This window comes from Bradyrhizobium sp. CCBAU 53340 (assembly GCF_015291645.1).
Classification (GTDB): domain Bacteria; phylum Pseudomonadota; class Alphaproteobacteria; order Rhizobiales; family Xanthobacteraceae; genus Bradyrhizobium.
This window is the reverse complement of the sequence record NZ_CP030055.1, coordinates 4,223,449-4,245,036: the sequence shown is the minus strand read 5'-3', so window position 1 is coordinate 4,245,036 and position 21,588 is coordinate 4,223,449. Positions and strand designations below refer to the sequence as shown.

At 64.7% G+C, this 21,588-nt stretch carries 21 protein-coding genes; 13 read left to right on the top strand and 8 right to left on the bottom strand.

Annotation, left to right across the window (positions count from 1 at the left end; translation table 11 throughout):
* Nucleotides 1–7: 7 nt before the first annotated feature.
* Entirely contained in the window at nt 8–1,450 is a 1,443-nt protein-coding gene (gene ntrC, locus XH89_RS20175; RefSeq protein ID WP_194462199.1) for a nitrogen regulation protein NR(I), read from the top strand.
* A 181-nt stretch (nt 1,451–1,631) separates the two neighbouring features.
* On the opposite strand, the gene XH89_RS20170 is transcribed toward ntrC, so the two are convergent.
* On the bottom strand, nt 1,632–1,778 hold the full coding sequence (locus XH89_RS20170) for a hypothetical protein (protein WP_194468739.1): 147 nt from the start codon (nt 1,776–1,778) through the stop codon (nt 1,632–1,634).
* A gap of 184 nt (nt 1,779–1,962) precedes the next feature.
* On the opposite strand from XH89_RS20170, the gene XH89_RS20165 reads away from it, so the two are divergent.
* The 4 genes from XH89_RS20165 to hflX all read left to right on the top strand — a co-directional run bounded on the left by XH89_RS20165 (nt 1,963) and on the right by hflX (nt 7,636).
* Complete coding sequence (locus tag XH89_RS20165) at nt 1,963–4,359, top strand: PAS domain-containing sensor histidine kinase (RefSeq protein ID WP_194462198.1); 2,397 nt, start codon at nt 1,963–1,965, stop codon at nt 4,357–4,359.
* A 17-nt stretch (nt 4,360–4,376) separates the two neighbouring features.
* Nucleotides 4,377–5,747 (top strand): sigma-54 dependent transcriptional regulator, encoded by a 1,371-nt coding sequence (locus tag XH89_RS20160; protein ID WP_092301233.1) that lies wholly within the window; start codon nt 4,377–4,379, stop codon nt 5,745–5,747.
* A 246-nt stretch (nt 5,748–5,993) separates the two neighbouring features.
* Nucleotides 5,994–6,242, top strand: a complete 249-nt coding sequence (gene hfq / locus XH89_RS20155; RefSeq protein WP_007591126.1) for an RNA chaperone Hfq — start codon at nt 5,994–5,996, stop codon at nt 6,240–6,242.
* A gap of 11 nt (nt 6,243–6,253) precedes the next feature.
* A complete protein-coding gene (hflX, locus tag XH89_RS20150; RefSeq protein WP_194462197.1) occupies nt 6,254–7,636 on the top strand; it encodes a GTPase HflX in 1,383 nt (460 codons plus the stop codon).
* 204 nt (nt 7,637–7,840) lie between these two features.
* On the opposite strand, the gene mazG is transcribed toward hflX, so the two are convergent.
* Nucleotides 7,841–8,695 (bottom strand): nucleoside triphosphate pyrophosphohydrolase, encoded by an 855-nt coding sequence (gene mazG / locus XH89_RS20145; RefSeq protein WP_194462196.1) that lies wholly within the window; start codon nt 8,693–8,695, stop codon nt 7,841–7,843.
* A 126-nt stretch (nt 8,696–8,821) separates the two neighbouring features.
* Between mazG and queC the strand changes: the two genes are divergently transcribed.
* Nucleotides 8,822–9,535, top strand: a complete 714-nt coding sequence (queC, locus tag XH89_RS20140; RefSeq protein WP_194462195.1) for a 7-cyano-7-deazaguanine synthase QueC — start codon at nt 8,822–8,824, stop codon at nt 9,533–9,535.
* Nucleotides 9,536–9,730: 195 nt separating this feature from the next.
* On the opposite strand, the gene XH89_RS20135 is transcribed toward queC, so the two are convergent.
* The 3 genes from XH89_RS20135 to nthA are packed head-to-tail and all read right to left on the bottom strand — an operon-like array spanning nt 9,731 to nt 11,396.
* Nucleotides 9,731–10,108, bottom strand: a complete 378-nt coding sequence (locus tag XH89_RS20135) for a nitrile hydratase accessory protein (RefSeq protein ID WP_194462194.1) — start codon at nt 10,106–10,108, stop codon at nt 9,731–9,733.
* Nucleotides 10,108–10,767, bottom strand: a complete 660-nt coding sequence (gene nthB, locus XH89_RS20130; protein WP_194462193.1) for a nitrile hydratase subunit beta — start codon at nt 10,765–10,767, stop codon at nt 10,108–10,110. The genes XH89_RS20135 and nthB overlap by 1 nt, the downstream gene beginning before the upstream one ends.
* Entirely contained in the window at nt 10,764–11,396 is a 633-nt protein-coding gene (nthA, locus tag XH89_RS20125; protein ID WP_194468553.1) for a nitrile hydratase subunit alpha, read from the bottom strand. Before nthA ends, nthB begins: the two co-directional genes overlap by 4 nt.
* A 124-nt stretch (nt 11,397–11,520) precedes the next feature.
* On the opposite strand from nthA, the gene XH89_RS20120 reads away from it, so the two are divergent.
* The 4 genes from XH89_RS20120 (at nt 11,521) to XH89_RS20105 (ending at nt 15,913) form a co-directional block, all read left to right on the top strand.
* Nucleotides 11,521–12,327: an enoyl-CoA hydratase/isomerase family protein gene (locus XH89_RS20120; RefSeq protein WP_194462192.1), complete on the top strand. Its 807-nt coding sequence runs from the start codon at nt 11,521–11,523 to the stop codon at nt 12,325–12,327.
* 101 nt (nt 12,328–12,428) lie between these two features.
* Nucleotides 12,429–13,904 carry a DASS family sodium-coupled anion symporter gene (locus XH89_RS20115; RefSeq protein WP_194462191.1) on the top strand — a complete coding sequence of 492 codons (1,476 nt, stop codon included), beginning with the start codon at nt 12,429–12,431 and terminating at the stop codon, nt 13,902–13,904.
* A gap of 247 nt (nt 13,905–14,151) precedes the next feature.
* A complete protein-coding gene (locus XH89_RS20110) occupies nt 14,152–15,258 on the top strand; it encodes a methionine ABC transporter ATP-binding protein (protein ID WP_246767569.1) in 1,107 nt (368 codons plus the stop codon).
* Nucleotides 15,248–15,913, top strand: coding sequence for a methionine ABC transporter permease (locus tag XH89_RS20105; RefSeq protein ID WP_194462189.1), 666 nt, complete (start codon nt 15,248–15,250; stop codon nt 15,911–15,913). The genes XH89_RS20110 and XH89_RS20105 overlap by 11 nt, the downstream gene beginning before the upstream one ends.
* Here XH89_RS20105 and XH89_RS20100 read toward each other — a convergent pair.
* The gene (locus XH89_RS20100; RefSeq protein ID WP_194462188.1) at nt 15,888–16,904 is read right to left on the bottom strand and encodes a helix-turn-helix domain-containing protein; all 1,017 of its coding nucleotides are present in this window, start codon (nt 16,902–16,904) and stop codon (nt 15,888–15,890) included. The two genes, XH89_RS20105 and XH89_RS20100, sit on opposite strands and share 26 nt — an antisense overlap.
* A 183-nt stretch (nt 16,905–17,087) precedes the next feature.
* Between XH89_RS20100 and XH89_RS20095 the strand changes: the two genes are divergently transcribed.
* A complete protein-coding gene (locus tag XH89_RS20095) occupies nt 17,088–18,284 on the top strand; it encodes a serine hydrolase (protein ID WP_194462187.1) in 1,197 nt (398 codons plus the stop codon).
* Nucleotides 18,285–18,299: 15 nt separating this feature from the next.
* Nucleotides 18,300–20,282 (top strand): primary-amine oxidase, encoded by a 1,983-nt coding sequence (locus XH89_RS20090; RefSeq protein ID WP_194462186.1) that lies wholly within the window; start codon nt 18,300–18,302, stop codon nt 20,280–20,282.
* Here XH89_RS20090 and XH89_RS20085 read toward each other — a convergent pair.
* Complete coding sequence (locus XH89_RS20085; RefSeq protein ID WP_246767568.1) at nt 20,279–20,443, bottom strand: hypothetical protein; 165 nt, start codon at nt 20,441–20,443, stop codon at nt 20,279–20,281. The genes XH89_RS20090 and XH89_RS20085 overlap by 4 nt on opposite strands.
* A 156-nt stretch (nt 20,444–20,599) precedes the next feature.
* Between XH89_RS20085 and XH89_RS20080 the strand changes: the two genes are divergently transcribed.
* Entirely contained in the window at nt 20,600–21,415 is an 816-nt protein-coding gene (locus XH89_RS20080) for a hypothetical protein (RefSeq protein ID WP_194462185.1), read from the top strand.
* Here the strand turns inward: XH89_RS20080 and XH89_RS20075 are convergent.
* On the bottom strand, nt 21,412–21,579 hold the full coding sequence (locus XH89_RS20075; RefSeq protein WP_194462184.1) for a hypothetical protein: 168 nt from the start codon (nt 21,577–21,579) through the stop codon (nt 21,412–21,414). The two genes, XH89_RS20080 and XH89_RS20075, sit on opposite strands and share 4 nt — an antisense overlap.
* Between the last annotated feature and the right edge of the window lie 9 nt (nt 21,580–21,588).

The window sequence follows — 21,588 nt, the reverse complement described above, 5'->3', positions numbered from 1 at the left end:
ATTAACAATGCCCGCAGGTAGCATTCTCGTAGCTGATGACGACACCGCCATCCGCACGGTTCTCAATCAGGCACTTTCCCGGGCCGGGTATGAAGTCAGGCTGACCGGCAACGCCGCGACGCTGTGGCGCTGGGTCAGCCAGGGCGAGGGCGATCTCGTCATCACTGACGTGGTGATGCCGGATGAAAACGCCTTCGACCTGCTGCCGCGGATCAAGAAGATGCGGCCGAATTTACCCGTCATCGTCATGAGCGCGCAAAACACCTTCATGACGGCGATCCGCGCCTCCGAGCGCGGCGCCTATGAATATCTGCCGAAGCCCTTCGACCTGAAGGAGCTGATCGCCATCGTCGGCCGCGCGCTGGCCGAGCCGAAGGAACGCGTCGCAGCGCCGGACGATGACGCCGAGATGGAGGCGATCCCGCTGGTCGGCCGCTCGCCGGCAATGCAGGAAATCTACCGCGTGCTGGCGCGCCTGATGCAGACCGACCTCACCGTGATGATCACGGGCGAGTCCGGCACCGGCAAGGAGCTGGTGGCGCGCGCGCTGCACGATTACGGCAAGCGTCGCAACGGCCCGTTCGTCGCGGTCAACATGGCGGCGATCCCGCGCGATCTGATCGAGTCCGAGCTATTCGGCCATGAGCGCGGCGCCTTCACCGGCGCCAACACCCGCGCCTCGGGCCGGTTCGAGCAGGCCGAGGGCGGCACGCTGTTCCTTGACGAAATCGGCGACATGCCGATGGAGGCACAGACCCGCCTGCTGCGTGTCTTGCAGCAGGGCGAATACACCACCGTCGGCGGCCGCACCCCGATCAAGACCGACGTGCGGATCGTCGCGGCCTCCAACAAGGACCTGCGCGTCTTGATCCAGCAGGGGCTGTTCCGCGAGGACCTGTTTTTCCGCCTCAACGTCGTGCCGCTGCGGCTGCCGCCTCTGCGCGAGCGCATCGAGGATTTGCCGGATCTGGTGCGCCACTTCTTCGCGCTCGCCGAGAAGGACGGATTGCCGCCGAAGAAGCTTGATGGGCTGGCGCTGGAGCGGCTGAAGCAGCATCGCTGGCCAGGCAACGTGCGCGAGCTGGAAAACCTCGCCCGTCGCCTTGCCGCGCTCTATCCGCAGGACGTGATCACGGCTTCCGTCATCGACGGCGAGCTCGCGCCGCCCTCGGTCAGCCCGGGCGCGGCGGTCCAGCAGGGCGTCGACAATCTCGGCGGCGCGGTGGAGGCCTATCTCTCATCGCACTTCCAGGGCTTCCCGAACGGCGTGCCGCCGCCGGGCCTCTATCACCGCATCCTCAAGGAGATCGAGGTGCCGCTGCTGACGGCCGCGCTCGCCGCCACCCGCGGCAACCAGATCCGCGCCGCCGATCTGCTCGGCCTCAACCGCAACACGCTGCGGAAGAAGATCCGGGATCTCGACATCCAGGTGTACAGGAGCGGGGGCTAGGCTCGCGCGACAACGTCGAACACGTTCGCGCGGCGGTGGCTCAGCTCCCCCTACCAAAGCGGAGCTGAGCCTGTCCGGATCGCGCTGGCCGTTATGGTCTGCGCGGTGAGCAGAAGTCTTGATGAGGCTGAAATGTTCCGCGGTCGCGCAGCAATTGCGACCGCAGGTCGCGGCGGCGCGCCTATCTGATCATGCGGGCAACAACCGGCTGGATGTTGGCCATCTGCGCCGTCTGGTCCTGCCGGCTCGGGCCGTTGACCAACAGGTCCGAGGCCACGATCAGCAGCAGCACGGCCGACACCATCATTGCGAGAAAGAACCTGTCCATGCCGGATCAAGACGGAATGGCCGGATTCTGTTCCGGGCCATGACCCAACGGCGCGAGTTTGCCTGTGGATGCGCCCGTCCGTCGCGCGGGAGACGCCGCGGAATTGTCGCAATTCGGCAACAATGTGGTACGAATACATCAGTATCCGCCCGACGCGGACCCGTTTTCAGCACCCATTGCCGGAATGACCAGCGCAGATACCTCGGCCGCATCCTTTGACACGGCCCCAGCCGAAGAGCCCCGGCGCTGGTCGGTGCGACGCTGGCTGGCGCCGTTTGCGGTCGCCCTGGCGCTGCTCTCGGCCCTCCTGACCTTCCTGGTCCTGACCGGACTGACCAACATCGAGCCGTCGCCGGAAGTGGTGCGCTCGTTCTACCTGATCAATGCGGGCACGATCCTGCTGCTGGTCGGCATCATCGTCCGCGAGCTCTGGCAGCTGATCCTGGCCCGGCGGCGGGGACGGGCGGCGGCGCGGCTGCATGTCCAGATCGTCAGCCTGTTCTCCATCGTCGCCGTGCTGCCCGCGGTGCTGGTCGCCGTCGTCGCCAACGTCACCATCGAGCGCGGCCTCGACCGGCTGTTCTCAGGTCCCACCAAGGAAGTCATCCAGAACTCGCTGACGATCGCGCGGGCCTATATGCAGGACCACGCCCAGCTGATCCGCGGCGACATCCTCGGCATGGCCAACGACATCGCCCATGCAAGGCCCCTCTACGACCAGGATCGCCGCTCGTTCCGCGAGCTGCTGACGGCAAGCGCCGCCTCCCGCAACCTGCCGGGGGCGATGATCATCGACAAGAACACCAACATCCTCGAGTCCGCCGACACCGGGATGCGGCTGGCCTATTCGCCGCCGGCACCCGACTTCCTCAGTAATGTCAACGAGTCCGAGCCCGAGATCGCGGTGCTGCCCGACGCGAATTTCGTCGCCGCCGTCATCCGGCTGCGGGCCTTCAACGACACCTTCCTCTATGTCGCGCGTCCGCTTGATCCGAACGTCGTCAACCAGCTCAAGCAGACCGAGCTCAGCGTCGCCGAATACGCCCAGATCGAGTCGCGTCGCCTTGGCATCCAGGTCGCGTTCGCGCTGATGTTCGCAGTGATCGCGCTGACCATCCTGATGGCCTCGGTGCTGATCGGGCTCAACTTCGCCAATTCTCTGGTGGCGCCGATCCGGCGTCTGATGAATGCGGCCCACACGGTCTCGACCGGCGACCTGCATGTGAAGGTGCCGGTGCACCAATCGGAAGGCGACCTCGCGCAACTCGGCGAGACCTTCAACAAGATGACGCAGGAGCTGCGCAGCCAGCGCGACGAGCTCGTCAACGCCAGCGACCTCATCGACAGCCGCCGCCGCTTCATCGAGGCGGTGCTGTCGTCGGCGAGCGCCGGCATCATCGGCGTCGATACCTCGGGCAGCGTCGGCATCCTCAACCGCTCTGCCGAGAAGCTGATCGGGCATTCCGAGGCCGAGACACTCGGCCATCCGCTCTCCGACGTGCTGCCCGAGCTCGACGAGATGATGAAGACGTCGCGGGAAGGGACCCAGCGCCTCGTGCAGGGCCAGATCACGATCACCCGCGACGGCACCGAGCGCAATCTGTCGGTGCGGGTCAGCGCCGAGAAGAACCAGCCGCACGACAGCTACATCATCACGCTCGACGACATCACCGAGCTGGTCTCGGCGCAACGTACCTCGGCCTGGGGCGACGTCGCGCGCCGCATCGCCCACGAGATCAAGAATCCGCTGACGCCGATCCAGCTCTCGGCCGAGCGCATCCGCCGCAAGTTCGGCAAGGGCATTACCGAGGCCAAGGACAAGCAGATCTTCGACCAGTGCACCGACACCATCGTGCGCCAGGTCGACGACATCAGGCGCATGGTCGACGAATTCTCGCGCTTTGCGCGGATGCCAAAACCCGTGATGGAAGGCGAGGACGTCGCCGATACCGTGCGGCAGGCGGTGTTCCTGATGAAGGTCGCCCATCCCGAGCTCGATATCGAGGCCGAGTTCAAAGAGGATCCGCTGCGCGCCCAGTTCGACCGCCGGCTGATCTCGCAGGCGGTCACCAACATCGTCAAGAATGCCACCGAGGCGATCGAACAGGTCCCGCCGGAGGAGCTCGGCAAAGGCCGCATCGATGTCGTGGTGTCGCGCGAGGGCGAGGACGTCTTGATCGACGTGATCGACAACGGCATCGGCCTGCCCAAGGTCGCACGATCGCGGCTGCTCGAGCCCTATGTGACCACGCGCGCCAAGGGCACCGGCCTTGGCCTTGCCATCGTCGGCCGGGTGCTGGAAGACCATGGCGGACGGATCGAGCTGAAGGACGCCTCCGACTTCCGCGCGGGCCAACGCGGCGCCTGGATGCGGATGCGCTTTGCGATCTCCGGTCAGGCCAAGAAGGCCGATGGAGCGGAGCCGGCGCCAGCGACCACGGCGGATAACAAGGAAGCGGCCGCGGATTCCACCAGGGAATCGGTCAAGACGCAGGAAACAAAAGAGCCGGCGGCCGAAACCAAAGAGCCGGCTGAAAAGACCAATGATTCAACGAAAATCGAAGCCTCAACAGGCAGCTGACAAGACAGGCGCGACCCATGGCAAGTGAAATTCTGATTGTCGATGACGAGGCCGATATTCGGGATCTCGTTGCGGGCATTCTCGAAGACGAGGGTTTCGTCACGCGCACCGCGCGCGACAGCGACTCCGCGCTGGCCGAGATCGCCAACCGCAGGCCGCACCTGGTGTTCCTCGACATCTGGCTGCAGGGCTCCAAGCTCGACGGCCTGCAACTGCTCGAGCAGGTCAAGAAGGACAATGCCGACCTGCCGGTCGTAATGATCTCCGGCCACGGCAACATCGAGACCGCGGTCGCCGCGATCAAGCGCGGCGCCTATGATTTCATCGAGAAGCCGTTCAAGGCCGACCGGCTCATTCTGGTTGCCACCAGAGCGCTGGAGAACTCGCGGCTCAAGCGCGAGGTCAAGGAGCTGAAGCAGCTCGCGCCGAGCGCCAGCCAGCTCGTCGGCCGCTCGCCGAGCATGAACCAGCTGCGCCAGACCATCGAGCGCGCCGCCAAGGCCAACAGCCGCATCCTGATCGTCGGCCCTGCCGGCGCAGGCAAGGAACTGACCGCGCGTACGCTGCACACGGCCTCGGGCCGCGCCGACGGCCCCTTCGTCGTCATCAACGCGGCGGCGATCACACCGGAGCGGATGGAGCACGAACTGTTCGGCGTCGAGCAGTCCAACGGCGAGCAGCCGCGCAAGCCCGGCGCGCTCGAAGAGGCCCATGGCGGCACGCTGTTCATCGACGAGATCGCGGACATGCCGCGCGAGACCCAGAACAAGATCCTGCGCGTGCTGGTCGAGCAGTCGTTCCAGCGCGTCGGCGGCACCGCCAAGGTGCAGGTCGACGTCCGCATCATCTCCTCGACCGCGCGCAATCTCGAGGAGGAGATCGCGGCCGGGCATTTCCGCGAGGACCTCTATCACCGCCTCTCGGTGGTGCCGATTCGCGTGCCCGCGCTGTCGGAGCGGCGCGAGGACATTCCTGAATTGATCGACTATTTCATGGAGCAGATCTCGGCCGGCAGCGGCCTGCCCAAGCGCCAGATCGGCCAGGACGCGATGGCGGTGCTGCAATCGCATGTCTGGCCGGGCAATGTGCGCCAGCTCCGCAACAACGTTGAGAGAGTCATGATTCTGGCCGCGGGCGGTCCGGAGGTGATCATCACCGCCGACATGCTGCCTCAGGACGTCGGCTCGATGGTCCCGGCGATGCCGACCAGCAACAATGGCGAGCACATCATGGGCCTGCCGCTGCGCGAGGCGCGCGAAGTGTTCGAGCGCGACTATTTGATTGCCCAGATCAGCCGTTTTTCAGGAAATATTTCTCGTACGGCCGAATTCGTTGGCATGGAACGTTCGGCGCTACACCGGAAGTTGAAGGCATTGGGCGTCGGTTGAGCGCCTCAGGCCCTGGGGGCACGGGTATTATTCGAGAGAAATCATCGATTTCCGTAGTTTTTCGGTGTTCTTGGGCGCGTCCTGCCGCGTGAAGCGGCTTGCCTAAAATGCCCTCCTGCCTTCTAATCAACCTGCTGTTCCCTAGAGGGGGATCTCAGAGGGGACGGCAACCGGACGAAGGCCAAAACTTTCAAAACGGGCCCGCAACCGGCGCAATAAAAAGAAACTCAAAGCGAGAAAAAAACAATGGCGGCAGACCGCGCACAAAACCTACAGGACACCTTCCTCAATCACGTTCGCAAAACCAAGACGCCACTGACGATCTTTCTGGTCAACGGAGTGAAGCTCCAGGGCATCGTGACCTGGTTCGACAATTTCTGTTTGCTGCTTCGGCGCGACGGTCACTCGCAGCTTGTCTACAAGCACGCGATCTCGACCATCATGCCGGGCGCTCCGATCCAGCTGTTCGAAGGCGGCGAGGATCAGCCGGCTTGAGAGTGATCTGATTGGAACCCCGGAATTTCGACGGGGAGGCCGACCGTCCGCGGTCGGCTGGGGCTAAGCAGACGGGGCGGGTGCTTGTCATCGGCCCCTATTTGCGAGCGCGCGCGGGAAGTGCCGACGCGCAATCGGAGAGTCATGTTCAGCGCGACGCGGAGGCCCGGCTCGATGAAGCCGCAGGCCTCGCGCGCGCGATCGACCTCGTCATTGCCGATGCCATCATCGCGCCGATCAACCAGATCCGGCCGGCGACCTATATCGGCAAGGGCAAGGTCGAGGAGATCGCCGCACTCGCCAAGAGTCTCGACGTCGAGCTCGTCGTGATGGATTGCGCGCTGGCGCCGATCCAGCAGCGCAATCTCGAGAAGGAGCTGCAGGCCAAGGTGCTCGATCGCACCGGGCTCATTCTCGAAATCTTCGGACGCCGCGCCAAGACCAAGGAAGGCTCGCTCCAGGTCGAGCTCGCGCATCTCAATTACCAGCGCTCGCGCCTGGTGCGATCCTGGACCCATCTGGAACGCCAGCGCGGCGGCTTCGGCTTCATGGGCGGCCCCGGCGAGACGCAGATCGAGGCCGACCGCCGCCTGATCCAGGAGCGCATCACCAAGCTCGAAAGCGAGCTGAAAAAGGTGCAGGCGACGCGCCGTCTGCATCGCGCCGGTCGCCAGCGCGTGCCGTATCGCGTCGTCGCGCTGGTCGGCTACACCAACGCCGGCAAATCGACGCTGTTCAATCGCCTGACCCGCGCCGACGTGCAGGCCGCCGATATGCTGTTCGCAACGCTCGATCCGACCTTGCGCGCACTCAACCTGCCGCATGGCGGCAAGGCCATGCTGTCGGACACGGTCGGCTTCATCTCCAACCTGCCGACCCAGCTCGTTGCGGCCTTCCGCGCCACGCTGGAGGAGGTGCTGGAAGCCGACGTCATTCTGCATGTCCGCGACATCTCGCATGAGGATGCCGAGGCGCAGCAGAGCGATGTCGACGCCGTGCTGCGCCAGCTCGGCATCAATCCAGATGACTCAGGCCGCATCATCGAGGTCTGGAACAAGATCGATCGTTACGAGCCTGACAGGCGCGAAGAGCTTCTGAATATCGCGGCGCGAAGGCCCGAAGATCATCCGGCGATGCTGGTCTCGGCCGTGTCAGGCGAGGGGATCGATGCACTGCTCAGCGCGATCGAGGAACGCCTCGCCGCCAAACGCACGACGCTCGATCTCACCATCGATGCCGCTGACGGCGCCGGAATCTCCTGGCTGCACCGCAATTCCGAAGTGCTGGCCAAGGAGCTGCACGACGGCCGCTTCGACATGACCGTGCGGGTGGACGAGACCAAGCGGGATATCGTCGTGAACAGGTTCGACGCCGTACCACATCACGCCACATAGTCGCGTGCGACTTGCCGTGTGAGTTACCCAACTGCTTCCTCAACGACATTGTCGTCCCGGACAAGCGTAAGCGCAGATCCGGGACCCATAGCCACAGGACGTAGCTTGACGCGTGGTTGTCTGCTTGCCGCCGCAACTGCTCCCTGGGGGTATGGGTTCCGGATCTACGCGCGCGTGAGGCGCGCTTGTCCGGGACGACAGGGGTCAGCGGCGCGCTTCCTTGCGTCCTTCTGACGCCGGCTTCGTCTCATCCTTCGCCGCATTCCACAACGCATCCATCTCCGCCAGCGACGCCTGCTCCAGCGTGCGCCCCTGCGCTTCCAGCGCCCGCTCGATATAGGCAAAGCGCTTTTCGAACTTCGCATTCGTCGCGCGTAGCGCTGCCTCCGGATCGGCATCGACATGGCGGGCGAGGTTGACGAGGGCGAACATGAGGTCGCCAGTCTCCTCCGCGATCTCCTGCTTGTCGTTGCGATCGAGCGCGGCTTCGATCTCATCGGCTTCTTCGCGGATCTTTTGCAGCACCGCACGCGGATCGTTCCAGTCGAAGCCGACGGTGGAGGCCTTGCGCTGCAGCTCCATGGCGCGCGTCAGCGCGGGCTGGCCCACCTTGACGCCTGACAGCAACGACTTGTGCGGCGGCGTTGCCTCGGGCGGCCGGCGCGCGGCGCGCTCGGCTTTCTCCTCGGCCTTGATACGGTCCCAGACCTCCTTGACGTGGGAGGAAGCGAGATTGCCGTCCTTGTCAGCGAAGACATGGGGATGGCGCCGGATCATTTTGCGCGTGATGGCTTCGACGACGTCGCCAAAGGAAAACGCGTTCTGCTCCGAAGCCATCTGGGCGTGGAACACGACCTGCAGCAGGAGATCGCCGAGCTCCTCGCGTAAGTCGTCGAGATCGCCGCGGTCGATGGCGTCGACCACCTCATAGGCTTCCTCGATCGTGTAGGGCGCGATCGTCGCAAAGTTCTGCTCGAGGTCCCAGGGGCAGCCGGTCACCGGCGTGCGCAGTGCCGCCATGATCTCGATCAGGCGGGAAATATCGCGGGAGGGGGTCATTGGCGGGCAGTCTCCTGGGGCCCAATCCTTATGCCAAAAGCGGGCCGCCGTTCCCAGCGGGGCGGGCAGGAACGGGCCGATTTCCACTGATTGGCTGATACGTTCCACAGTGCTAAAGCGCGGGCCATGAGTGACGCATTTTCATCACAAACCGCGCTGGTGCTGTTCTCCGGCGGCCAGGATTCCACCACCTGTCTTGCCTGGGCACTGAGTCGGTTCGCTCGTGTGGAGACGCTGGGGTTCGAGTACGGGCAACGGCACGCCGTCGAGCTCGACTGCCGCGACCGGCTGTTCGATGGCATCAAGGGCCTGCGCGCCGATTGGGCAGCAAAGCTTGGCGAGAGCCATACGCTGTCAATCCCGACGCTGGCTGCCGTGTCGGAGACGGCGCTGACGCGCGATGTCGCGATCGCGATGGGCGCCGACGGCCTGCCGAATACTTTTGTGCCCGGCCGTAACCTCGTGTTCCTGACCTTCGCCGCGGCGCTGGCCTATCGGCGCGGCATCACCCACATCGTGGGCGGCATGTGCGAGACCGACTATTCCGGCTATCCCGATTGCCGCGACGAGACCATCCGCGCCATGCAATCGGCGCTCTCGCTCGGCATGGCCAAAAAGTTCGAGCTGCACACGCCGCTGATGTGGATCGACAAGGCGGCGACGTGGAAGCTCGCGCACGATCTCGGAGGCGGCGCGCTGGTCGATCTCATCCGCGACCAATCCCACACCTGCTATCTCGGCGAACGCGGCGCGCGGCACGACTGGGGTTACGGTTGCGGCGAGTGCCCGGCGTGCAGCCTGCGGGCGAAGGGGTGGCGGGAGTTTGTGGCGGGGAGGTAGCGCCGCGCCATACTCCCCTCGTGCCCCGGACGCAGCGCAGCGCTTCCCTGGCGATGCGAAGCATCGTCCAGCAGCGGTGCGCTGCAGAGCCGGGGCCCATGTCTCTGAATGGCGCTGTGTGGCTTTCTGGGTCCCGGCTCTGCGCAGCAGCGTTCCACGCTGCAGCGCGTCCGGGACACGAGAGTGAGGCGCCAGCTACCCGAAATCCTCCGGCCTCAGCTCGATCGGCTTGCCGTGCGGCGTGCGATCAGCCGCGTGATCCCAGGCATCGCGATAGCGGTGCAGTGTGTCCATCGACGCCACGCCCTTGCGTGCGACGAGGCCCTCCAGCGTGGCGAGCCAGTGGAGATAGTAGGTCTCGCCCGTATCAGGATCGCCCGCAGCCTGCGCGCGCTTGATCTCATCAGCCAGCGCTGCGGCCCATTCGGGCCAGGTGAACACGCCGCGCTCGTGAAGCGTCAACGCCATGGCAAAGGCATGCGCCTCCCAGGGCGCGCGGAACACCGGGCCGTCGTCGTCACGCGGAATGCTCGGAATCGCCGCCGTCGCTGCGGCAGCAGAGCTGCTGCTCATCACGTCGGATCCAGATAGGGCTCGAACGCGTCGATCGACACCTTCAGGGTCGGATCGCCATCTGCGCCCCAGAGATCGCGCCCTTCGAACACGACCGTGTAGAGCCATTGCGGATTCTCGCCGCGCTCCATCGCCGCCGTGTCAGGGAACACGTGGCAACCATGGTTCAGTTCGACGACGCCGACATGGCCGCGGACATAGCGCGGCAGCCGCGTGTGCGTGGTCGGATGAATGTTCTTGGCACGTACGCGGTTGCCGATATTGAATTTTGCCGGCGCGGGAGCGGGGCGGGCGAACTTGCCGCGCACCATGATGCGCTCGACCTGACCGAGATCGAACTTGCCGTGCTTGAGCGCCTTGCCTGGCTTCATGGCATGGCCGGCGGCGACCTCCTCGCGGGTGAGGTAGCCCTTCTCAATCAGCATCTCCTCGAGGCCGAGGAACCACTTCTTGTAGTAGGAGCTGGAGAGGTAGACATGCGGCGGGATCGTCTCGCGATAGAAGCGCGAGGTGTCGATGTTGAATGCGCCGGCTGCGCCCATCGCGCGCACCATCGCCAGCACCCGGGATTCCCACTCCTCGTGAAACATCGGCTCGTTCGGCTCTGGCTCGACTTTGCCAAAACCATCCATGCCGCCCATGTCATGCACGCCGTTCACGACGGCGCTCCCGGCGATTTGGGAAAGCCGGTCCCGATCATGGAGTCGCGGGTCACAAGCTCGGCAAGCTGCTCTTCGCTCCAGCCTTCCGTTCCTGCCGGGCGCATCGGCAGCACCAGGAAGCGCGTCTCGGCGGTCGAATCCCACACGCGGATCTCAATGTCCTTGGGCACACTCACGCCGAAATCGGCGAGCACGCCGCGCGGATCCTTCACGGCGCGCGAGCGGTAGGGCGAGGCCTTGTACCAGACCGGCGGCAGCCCCAGCATTTCCCAGGGGTAACAGGAGCAGAGCGTGCACACGACCATATTGTGACGCGAGGGCGTGTTCTCGACCACGACGAGATGGTCGCCGACGCGGCTGACATGGCCGAGCGTGCCGATCGCCTTGCTGCCGTCCTCCAATAGCGCCTTCTTGAAGGCGGGATCGGTCCAGGCCTTGGCGACGACGCGCGCGCCGTTATGCGGGCCGATCTTGGTCTCATAGGCCTGGATGATGGCGTCGAGCGCGGCCGGCTCGACGTAGCCTTTCTCGGTCAAGATCGTCTCGAGCGCGCGCACGCGCAGCTCGGTCTCCGACAATTCCGAATGATCGTGGTCGTGATGATGATGGTCGTGATCGTGGCTCATGGCGCGAAAGATTAAGCGCAATGATCCTGTCCTGTCGAGCGTTCGTTGCGGCGCATCAGGTCCCATATTCGTGACGCCTGATGTGCGCTACGATCCGGCGAAAATCAGGCTTCGGAGGCGCGCCATGAGGGACTTCGTCAAGATCGAGAAAGGTCTCGGGCCGGAGGGGCGGATCGCTGTGGTACGGTTCGATCGTCACGACGGCATCAACGCATTGTCGCCGGAAGCGCTGCGCCAGCTCACTGCGGCGGCGCGCAGCTTCGAGGATGACGCATCGACCTCCGTCGTGGTGCTGACGGGCAATTCGGGCGCGTTCAGTGCCGGCTTCGACCTCAAGGACGACGAAGGGCGATCGCGCAAGGCGATGGATCTCGGCACGCTCAGGCGGCACCTCAAGCTCGGGCCGCGCCTGACGCACGCCTGGCAGGAGATGGAACAGATCACGATTGCGGCGATCGAGGGCTTTTGCGTCGGCGGCGGCGTGGCGCTGGCGGTCGCGCTCGACTTCCGCGTCATGGGGAGCGATGCGCATCTGCGCGTGCCCGAGATCGGGCTCGGCATGAACATGAGCTGGCAGAGCATCCCGCGCATGCTCCATCTGATCGGACCGGCCCGCACCAAGCAGGCGGTGATCCTGGCCGACCAGCGCATCTCTGCTGACGAGGCCTATGAATGGGGCCTGGTGGAGCAGGTGACCGACCCCGGCTATGCCTTCGATGCCGCCATGGAGCTGGCCCGCAAGGTGGCCGCGCAGCCGCCGCTGTCTGTTGCCATGACCAAGCTGACCGTCAACCGGCTCGCGCATGCGCTGGATGATCTCGCCAGCCACATGGACGTCGACCAGTTCGCGCTCGCGAGCTTCAGCGAAGACCACAAGGAGGGCGTCGAGGCGTTCCTGGGCCGCCGCAAGCCGCACTTCAGGGGACGGTAGATGTCGGCCCATTGATCGTGGCACCGACAATCCGTATACGCCGCGCGGGGACAAAACGGCCTGGCCGATGGGCTATTCGCAGTCGATTGAGGGGAGGGCGCATGACCGCCAGTTCGCAGGCACCTGAGGCGAAAGGCTTTCGCTGGAGATTGATGGCACCGCTCGTGGTGTGGCTCGCGATCTATCTGTGGCCGGCGCCGGCGGGCCTCAACGTCAACCAGTGGCACTATTTCGCGGTGTTCGCGGCCGTCATCACCGGGCTCATCCTGGAGTCAATGCCGGTCGGCGCGGTCGGCCTGATTGGCCTCACGGTCGCCGGCATCAGCGGCTATATCGACGCCGATCCCAACAAATCGCTGCGCTGGATGCTGGCGGGCTTTGCCGAGAGCACGGTGTGGCTGATCGTCGGCGCCTTCGTGTTCTCGATCGGTTATCGCAAGAGCCAGCTCGGCCGGCGCATCGCGCTGGTGCTGGTGCGGCGCCTCGGCGCCAACACGCTCGGCCTCGGCTATGCGGTCGCGATGTCCGACTTCCTGCTGGCGCCGGCAACGCCGTCCAACACCGCACGCAGCGGCGGCATTGTCTATCCCATCATCAGCAACATCCCGCGCATCTATGGCTCCGAGCCGGGGCCGACCGCCGGCAAGATCGGCACCTATGTGATGTGGACCGCGTTCGCGGCGACCGCGATCACGAGCTCGCTGTTCTTTACTGCGCTGGCGCCGAACGCGGCGGCGCTGGCGATCGCCAAGAAGACGGTCGGCGTCGATGTGAGCTGGAGCCAGTGGTTCGTCGGCTTCGCGCCGCTCGGCATTCTCTTGATGATTCTGGTTCCGCTGCTCAGCTACGTGGTCTGCCGTCCCGCGGTGAAACGCAGCCCGGAAATCTCCGAATGGGCGGCCAAAGAGCTCGCGGAAATGGGCCCGATGTCGCGCAACGAGTGGATCATGCTCGCGCTGATCGTGCTCGCGATGTTCCTGTGGATCGCAGGCTCGAGCCCGGACATCCACGTACCGATCCTGGGGTCGAACTTCGTCAATGCCACCACCGTCGTGTTCATCGTGATCTCGCTGATGCTGGTTACGGGCGTGATCGAATTCGCCGACATCGTCAGCGAGAAGAGCGCCTGGGAGGTGTTCTTCTATTTCACCTCGTTGTTGACGCTGGCCTCGGGATTGAACGAAATCGGCTTCATCAAATGGTTCGCCAATGAATTCGCAAAGCCGCTCGCGGGACTCTCGCCCTCGACCGCGATGATCCTGCTGGTCGCGTTGTTTTTCTGGATCCACTATTTCTTCTCGAGCATCACCTCACATACGGCCGCGGTGCTGCCGGTCGTGCTTGCGGTCGGCTCCGGCATTCCCGATTTGCCCGTGACCACGCTTGCGATGCTCTGCATGTATTCGCTCGGCCTGATGGGCGTGATCTCGCCTTATGCGACCGGACCTGCGCCGATGTATTACGGCAGCGGCTATATCGGAAAGGGCCAGTTCTGGGGCTTTGGGCTGATCTTCGGCGTGCTCTATTTCGCCGGGCTATTGCTGGTCGTGCTGCCCTGGCTGTCCATGGTCCGGTGAGGCGGGCCTCCGGGGCCGATTCGGGCAGACGAATTTTCTGCTCGCACTGGAAATTGGGAAAGTTTCGCCCAACTCCCCGCAAATATCTGACATTGCAAGAGAGATGGGAAGAGGCGATGGTGCGCTGCAGTGCAGCGTCGTCATCGAGCGCCTGCCTTGGTTCCATCCTTCGTCGCCTGGATCGCGACCTGGGTCTCGTGCGCCTTTTGGGCGGACGAGCTAATCATCGTCCATGAAAGCCGCTTCCATGAATGCGCACCCTTCGCTGCTGATCGGAGAGCCGATCGAGATCCGAAATGCCGCGGCTGGACCGGAGGCAATGGTCCGCTTCGAGACCGTCTCGAAGACCTATCCGGCCTATCGCGGCAAGCCCGGCGTCAACGCGCTGCAAGGCATCGACTTCGCGATCCGACGCGGTTCCATCACCGGCGTAATCGGCCGTTCCGGCGCGGGCAAATCGAGCCTGGTCCGCCTCATCAACGGGCTGGAGAAGCCCACCACGGGCCGTGTGATCGTCGATAACAGAGATATCTCGGCGCTCACGGGGCGCGAGTTGCGGCTAGCGCAGCGGTCGATCGGCATGATCTTCCAGCACTTCAACCTGCTGTCGTCGCGCACCGCAGCCGACAACGTCGCCCTGCCGCTCGAGATCGCCGGCTGGTCGAAAGCCGACATCAAGGCACGCGTGACCGAACTGCTTGCGCTGGTCGGCATTGCCGACAAGCACGACCGCTACCCGTCAGAGCTCTCAGGCGGCCAGAAGCAGCGCGTCGGCATTGCCCGCGCTCTGGCGACGCGGCCAGACGTGCTGCTGTCGGACGAGGCGACCTCGGCGCTCGATCCGCAAACGACGCGCGCGATCCTCGACCTGCTTGCCAACATCAACCGCGAGCTCGGCGTGACCATCGTGCTGATCACCCACGAAATGTCGGTCGTCCGGCAACTCGCCAGGGAAGTCGTCGTGCTGGATGCCGGCCACGTCGTCGAGAGCGGCCATGTCGCCGACATCTTCACCCATCCCAAGCATCCGATCACACAGTCCTTCCTGGCCGAGGTGACCGGCGACAGCCTGCCGGTCTCGCTGGCCAGCCGGATTGTGCAGGCGCCGGGAAGCCAGGTCGTGATCCGCGTCCAGGTGCGCGGGGCAGGGGCCGGCGATACACTGATCGCGCGGCTCGCGCGCGAGGTCGGCCTCGATGTTTCGCTGCTGTCGGCGCGCATAGACGAGATCGGCGGCCAGCAAGTGGGCTCGCTGGTGCTCGGCATTCCCGCCGACGAAGGCGCCGCGATGCGCACGCTCGCCTGGCTCTCTCAGCATCAATTCTCGGCGGAGCGTCTCGGTTATGTCGCCTGAACTCATCAACCTGATCATCCAGGCCACCTTTGAAACCCTGTTCATGGTTGGGATCGCGGCGGCGCTCGGCACCGTGTTCGGCCTGCCGCTGGGCGTGTTCCTGGCGGCCAGCCGCAAGGGCGAGCTGTTTGCGGCCCCCGCCGTCAACGCTGTGCTCGGCATGATCGTGAACGCAACCCGTTCGACGCCATTCATCATCCTGGTGGTCGCGATCATCCCGTTGACGCGGCTCGTCGCCGGCACTTCGATCGGATCGACGGCAGCGATCGTGCCGCTGACGATCGCATCGACGCCCTTCATCGCCCGCCTCGTGGAAGCAGCGATCCGCGAGGTCGATGCCGGACTGATCGAGACCGCATCCTCATTCGGCGCATCGCCGATCCAGATCGTGTTCAAGGTCCTGATCCCCGAGGCGCTGCCGGGCCTGTTGCTGGCGCTCACCCTCGCGGTGGTCAGCCTGCTCGGCTACTCCGCCATGGTTGGCGCAGTCGGCGGCGGCGGGCTCGGCGACCTCGGCATCCGCTACGGCTATCAGCGCTTCATGCCGGAGATGATGCTGGCCGTGGTGGTCGTGCTGATCGCCTTGGTGCAGCTCGTGCAGAGCGCCGGCGACTATCTGGCGCGCCGGGTCAATCGGCGCCTACGACACCGCTGATCCCGATCAGGCCGCCAGCTTGGGCGCGCCGCAGCGTCTCCGACGGGAGTTCGGAGAAGTGGCGCTTGTAGTCGAGCGAGAACTGGCTGAAGTGCCAGAAGCCGTGCTGCACGGCGACGTCGTAGACGGACGCATCGATGCCGCGCTTGAGGTCGCGGCGCGCGCGGTTCAGCCGCATCGCTCGCCAATAATGCATCGGGCTCGTGCCCAGCACCTCATGGAAACAATATCCGAGCTTGCGCGGGCTGGCGCCGACCGTCTTGCAGATCTCGAGCAGTGAAAGCGGGCGATCGCCGCTGCCATGGATCAACTCACGGGCGCGATCGACGGTGCGCTTGCGCGCCACGGCACTACGGCCAGGATCGGCGCAACGCGCCGTCGGCAGCATGTCCATGATTTCGACGAGGAGGGCATCTTCAAGCGCTTGTCGGGCGGCTGGATCGTCGAAACGTTCCGGTGCGGTCGCGATGGTGTCCTGGATCGCGGCGAGATGCGCGCGCAGCCGCGCGACCGGCGCCTCCGCCATCTCCATCGCCCGCAACTGGTGCCAGACCGTGCGCGGCAGCTCGACGTCGAGGCGAGTGGCCAGTTCCTCGATCAGCGCCGCGCTGGTCACGACGCCACGCAACTCGAACGCCTTCGGCGTGCACATGTCGACCTCGGCGTCGATGCAGGTGATGACTTGCGTGCCTGCAACGCAGGCGCCGTTGCAATTCACCTCGCCGTCACCGTGCCAGGGCAGGCCGATGCCAAAGCTACCAGCCCCTAACTGGCCGTATTGGCGGACCTGCTGGCTGGTGATCTCGCGGAACACCTCGACGCGTGGCAGCGAGAGCTGGGTGAAGCTGCCGGCGAATGCGCCGGCGCTGATCTGGTCGTAGCTCAGCCGCCAGCGGCCGAGCGCCGCGCAATGCTCATCCACGTCGGTGCTGCTCGCCTGAAACAGGGTGACAGCCGAGTCTTGAATCGGAGGAGTTGCGCTTAAGGCCATGACGGAATGTCAGAATCTTGTAGCCGTGCAGACAGCAGAACCCCCGCCAGACTGGCACGGCCACGGACCCTGTCCAGCAAAATATTGCCGGATCTCGATAACGCCCGGTCCTGCCCCTGTGCAGTCCTACGCTCTGCCGGTCCGGGTAGCGGCGCCGGAATCGCGCTTCGCGGAGGAATCGAGATGCGACCGACTGAAATCATGCGCGGCAGCCCGCCCGCGCCAGAGGCCCAGGTGACCCGCGCCAACTGGCGCAGCTTTCCCGCCATCCGCTGGGGCTTTACGCACGTTCGCGAAGTGCTGCCGACCGCCGAGATCCGCCGCTCGGCACAGCCGACGCCGATCGCGAGCGCGCCGCGCGAGCTGGCAAAGCTTGGCTTCACCGCACCTGACGGTCAGGCGACCACGATCGAGGCGACGCTCCGCGAGACCTTCGCCGATGCGCTGCTGGTCATGCATCGGGGCACGCTGGTCCACGAATGGTACGGCGACGGTATGAGCGTGGCTACGCCGCATCTGATCTGCTCGATCAGCAAGGCGATATCAGGCACGCTCGGCGGCGTGCTGGCCGCCCGCGGCCTGGTCGATCCCGAGGCGAGGGTGGTGCGCTATGTGCCGGAGCTGGAGAGCTCGGTCTATGGCACCTGCACGGTCCGCAACCTGCTCGACATGGCCGTCGCCATCCAGTTCGAAGAGGACTACGAGGACCCAGCCGGCGACGTTGCGCGCTATCGCTTCTCGTCGGGCTGGGACGTGCCGCCACCGGGCGTCGAGCCCAGTCATCAGCGCGCCTATCTGGCGACGCTACGCGGTACCGGCAAGCCGCACGGCAAGGTGTTCCACTATGTCTCGACCAACACCGAGGTGCTTGGCTGGGTCTATGAGCGCGCCTGCGGAATGCCCTATCACCGCATCCTCTCCGACTATCTCTGGCAGCCCTTGGGCGCGGAGGAGGACGGCTCGCTCACCCTCGATAGCCACGGCATGGGCCGCATCGCCGGCGGCATCTCGGTCACGGCGCGCGATCTGCTGCGCTTCGGCGAGATGATGCGCAATCGCGGCGTGGTGGAGGGACGGCAGGTGGTGCCGGGCTGGTGGATCGACGATATCAGAGAGAACGGCGACCCGAAGGCCTGGGCCGACGGCGACCTCGCCGAGTTCTTCCCGGGTGCGCGCTATCGCAGCAAATGGTTCACGATCGATCCGGCGCGGAACGCGATCACCGGAATTGGTATCCACGGCCAGCACCTCCATATCGATCTCGACTCGGACACCGTCATCGTCAAGCTCGCGACGCAGCCCAAGGCGATGGACGTGCCGGTCGACCAGCGCTGGTTCGCGGCCTTCCGCGCCATCGCGACACACCTGGCTCCGCGCTGACCTCCGGACATCCCCATGCTCGATATAGTCAAAGCCGATTCATCAACGCAGACTGCGACGCCGCATCCGCTCGATCCCTTGACCGCCGAGGAGATCACTGCGGCCTGCACGCTGGTGCGCGCCGAAGCCGCCTCGCCGGAGAATTGCCGATTCCCGACGGTGCGGCTGGAGGAGCCGACCAAGCAGGAGCTGGCCGCTGGCGGCGTAACGCGCCGCGCCTTTGCGCTGACGCTGGACATCGCCACGGGCGAGGCGATCGAGCACATCGTCGATCTCGGCCGCAGCGAGATCGTCGCGCGAAAAGCCATTCCGAACCGCGAGGCGCCCTATGGGCAGCCACCGGTGATGCTGGAGGAGTTCTTCAAGTGCGAGGCCGTGGTCAAAGCCGATTCCGGTTGGCGCGCGGCGATGCACCGTCGCGGGCTCACGGACAAGGATATCGAGCTGGTCCAGGTCGACCCGTTTTCCTCTGGCTTCTTCGATTTCGACTATGAGCGCGGCGCCCGCATCGTCCGTGCCGTAAGCTTCTTTCGCGAGCACCCGCAGGACAACGGCTACGCCCATCCGATCGAGGGCGTGGTCGCGGTCGTCGACCTGATCGGGGGCAGGGTGATCGACCTCACCGATGAGGATCCGGTCGTACCGATCCCGCGCAAGAAGCGGAACTATGGCGCGCATGAAGTTGCGAACCCGCGTACCGACATCAAGCCGCTGCATATCGAGCAGCCGGAAGGGCCGAGCTTTCGCGTCGACGGCTGGAAGGTCGACTGGCAGAAATGGAGCTTTCGTGTCGGCTTCACACCGCGCGAGGGATTGGTGCTGCATCAGCTCGCCTATCAGGACGGGATGCGCAAGCGCTCGCTGATCCATCGCGCCAGCGTCACCGAGATGGTGGTGCCCTACGCCGATCCGACCGCCAATCACTTCTGGAAGTCGGCGTTCGACGCCGGCGAATACGGCCTCGGCATGCTCGCCAATGCGCTCGAGCTCGGCTGCGATTGTCTCGGCAACATCCACTATTTCGACGTGCCGGCGGCCGACAACAACGGCAAGCCCTTCGTCATGCAGAACGCCATCTGCATGCATGAAGAAGACTACGGAATTGCCTGGAAACACTACGAATTCCGCAATGGCCTGTTCGAGGTGCGCAGGTTCCGGCGGCTCGTGATCTCGTTCTTCGCGACCGTCGGCAATTACGATTACGGCTTCTACTGGTACCTCTACCAGGACGGCACGATTCAGCTCGAGACAAAACTCACCGGCATCATCCAGACCGCCGCCGTGCCGTCGGGTGAAAAGTACAAATGGGGCGGAATGGTCGACGACAACCTGGGCGGGCCGACGCACCAGCATTTCTTCAACGTGCGCCTGCACATGGATCTCGACGGTGGCGGCAACACCGTGACCGAGCATGAGTTCGTGCCGCGGCCCTGGGGCGCGGACAATCCCCACGGCAACGTATTCGATACCACCACGCGCGTCCTCTCACGCGAGCGCGACGCTGCCGCCGTTGCCAATGGCGAGACCGGCCGGTTCTGGAAGATCAGCAATCCCAACGAGATCAATTCGGTCGGCAATGCGCCCGCCTACAAGCTCGTCGTCAATCCGAGCCCGCTGATGCTGGCGCAGGAGGGCAGCTACGTGCGCAGGCGCGGAGGCTTTGCCACCAGGCATGTCTGGGTGACGGCATTCGATCCGGCCGAGAAATACGCCAGCGGCGATTATCCCAACAACCATGCCGGCGGCGATGGTTTGCCGCGCTACGCCGCGCAAGACCGCAACATCGAGAATGCGGATATCGTGCTGTGGCACTCGTTCGGCCACACTCATATCTGCAAGCCCGAGGATTTTCCGATCATGCCTGTCGAGTATGCCGGCTTCGTGCTGAAGCCGACCGGCTTCTTCGCGGCCAACGCGGCCTTCGACATCCCGCCTGATCGCAACAGCCGCAGTGTGCTGACCGGCGAGCAGAGCGGCTCGTGCTGTCAGAAGGGTTAGCGGAGCGGGGCCCCGGCAGACTCATGCGCGTTCGGCTCGGCCGGCGGCAAGGCAATCGAGGCGGAGCCTGCCACGAGGCTGTCGAGATCGACCAGAAACAGATCCGCCATGTGGGTGAGCTGGTGGAGAGGGATGCTGATCTCGCCGCTCTCGACGCGCAAGATGTATTCGGGCGAGACGCCGACGAGGTTGGCAATCTGGGCAGGGCATGGTGAAGGATCGGTTCTCCAGCGGCTGGGCAACCGTAGTGGATGAACCTTCGGGCCCGGCACGGCCACAAAGACTGGAGATCGCTCCCTGGCTTCCCGGACTTTGCAATGAGATCGCTTGCCTTCCTCTGCCTGTTTGCCTTCGCCACTTCAGCGCATGCGGCCTCTTCCGAGCAGCACTATCTCGACCTGCGCGACCGCTACATCGCGAAGTTCTCGAAAGCCAAGGAGAACGACGAGACCTACAAGCAGCACGATGCGGCGCTGAACGAGCTGACCGGCGTGTTGCGCGGCCTGGTGGGCCCGGTCACGATCAAGGGGCTTGCGGCCGACGGCAAGTCCAATGTCGACACGCTGTTCAAGGGCGACATCGGCTTTGGCCATCTCGACGGGCTCGGCTTCGCCACCGAAGGCGACAAGCAGCAGGCCGTGGTGACCACGAAGTCCCTGCTGAAGCACTGGCTTGCCGAACATCGCAAGGACGGCATGCCGCAGGAGATGGATGCGGCATTTCGGTCGGACCGCTTCTACTATCAGGCGATCCAGGACGCTGCCTTCGCCAAATATGCCGAGCTGCCGATCACCAAGCCAGCATCTGCGAGCGTCGCTGTCGCCGTTCTCGGCATCCGCGGCAATGGCGACCTCAAGGGACCGCCGCATGAAATCGACGTGGTCGCGATCCAGGACGACAAGGTCTACTTCCTTGCGGCAACCGAGGCCGTGACGACGGCCGAGATCCCGGCTTGCGAGAAGGTCTGGAAGCAGATGATGGCGCGAAAAGTCCCGCGGGATTCCATGGCTCTGGAAGACCAGGCGATGGACGCCTACACCAAGTGCTTCGCCAGGGAAGCGCCCAGCCAGAGCTGGTTCGCGGCAACCGTCAAGAAGGCGCAGAGCCAACTCGAGCTGCTGCCGCTGCGTTAGATCGGGGGCGATCGCCGTGACTTGAATGCGCCGTTCGCCATGCGACGGTGGCCGGACAGCACGGTTCGCTTTGCGAATCTGCCGATGGACGAGGAAAAGAGCGCAAGTTCGAGCACGCCGTAGAGCGCGAGTACCATCAGCGCCTTGATCGCTTCATTGGTCATCTTGGTGCC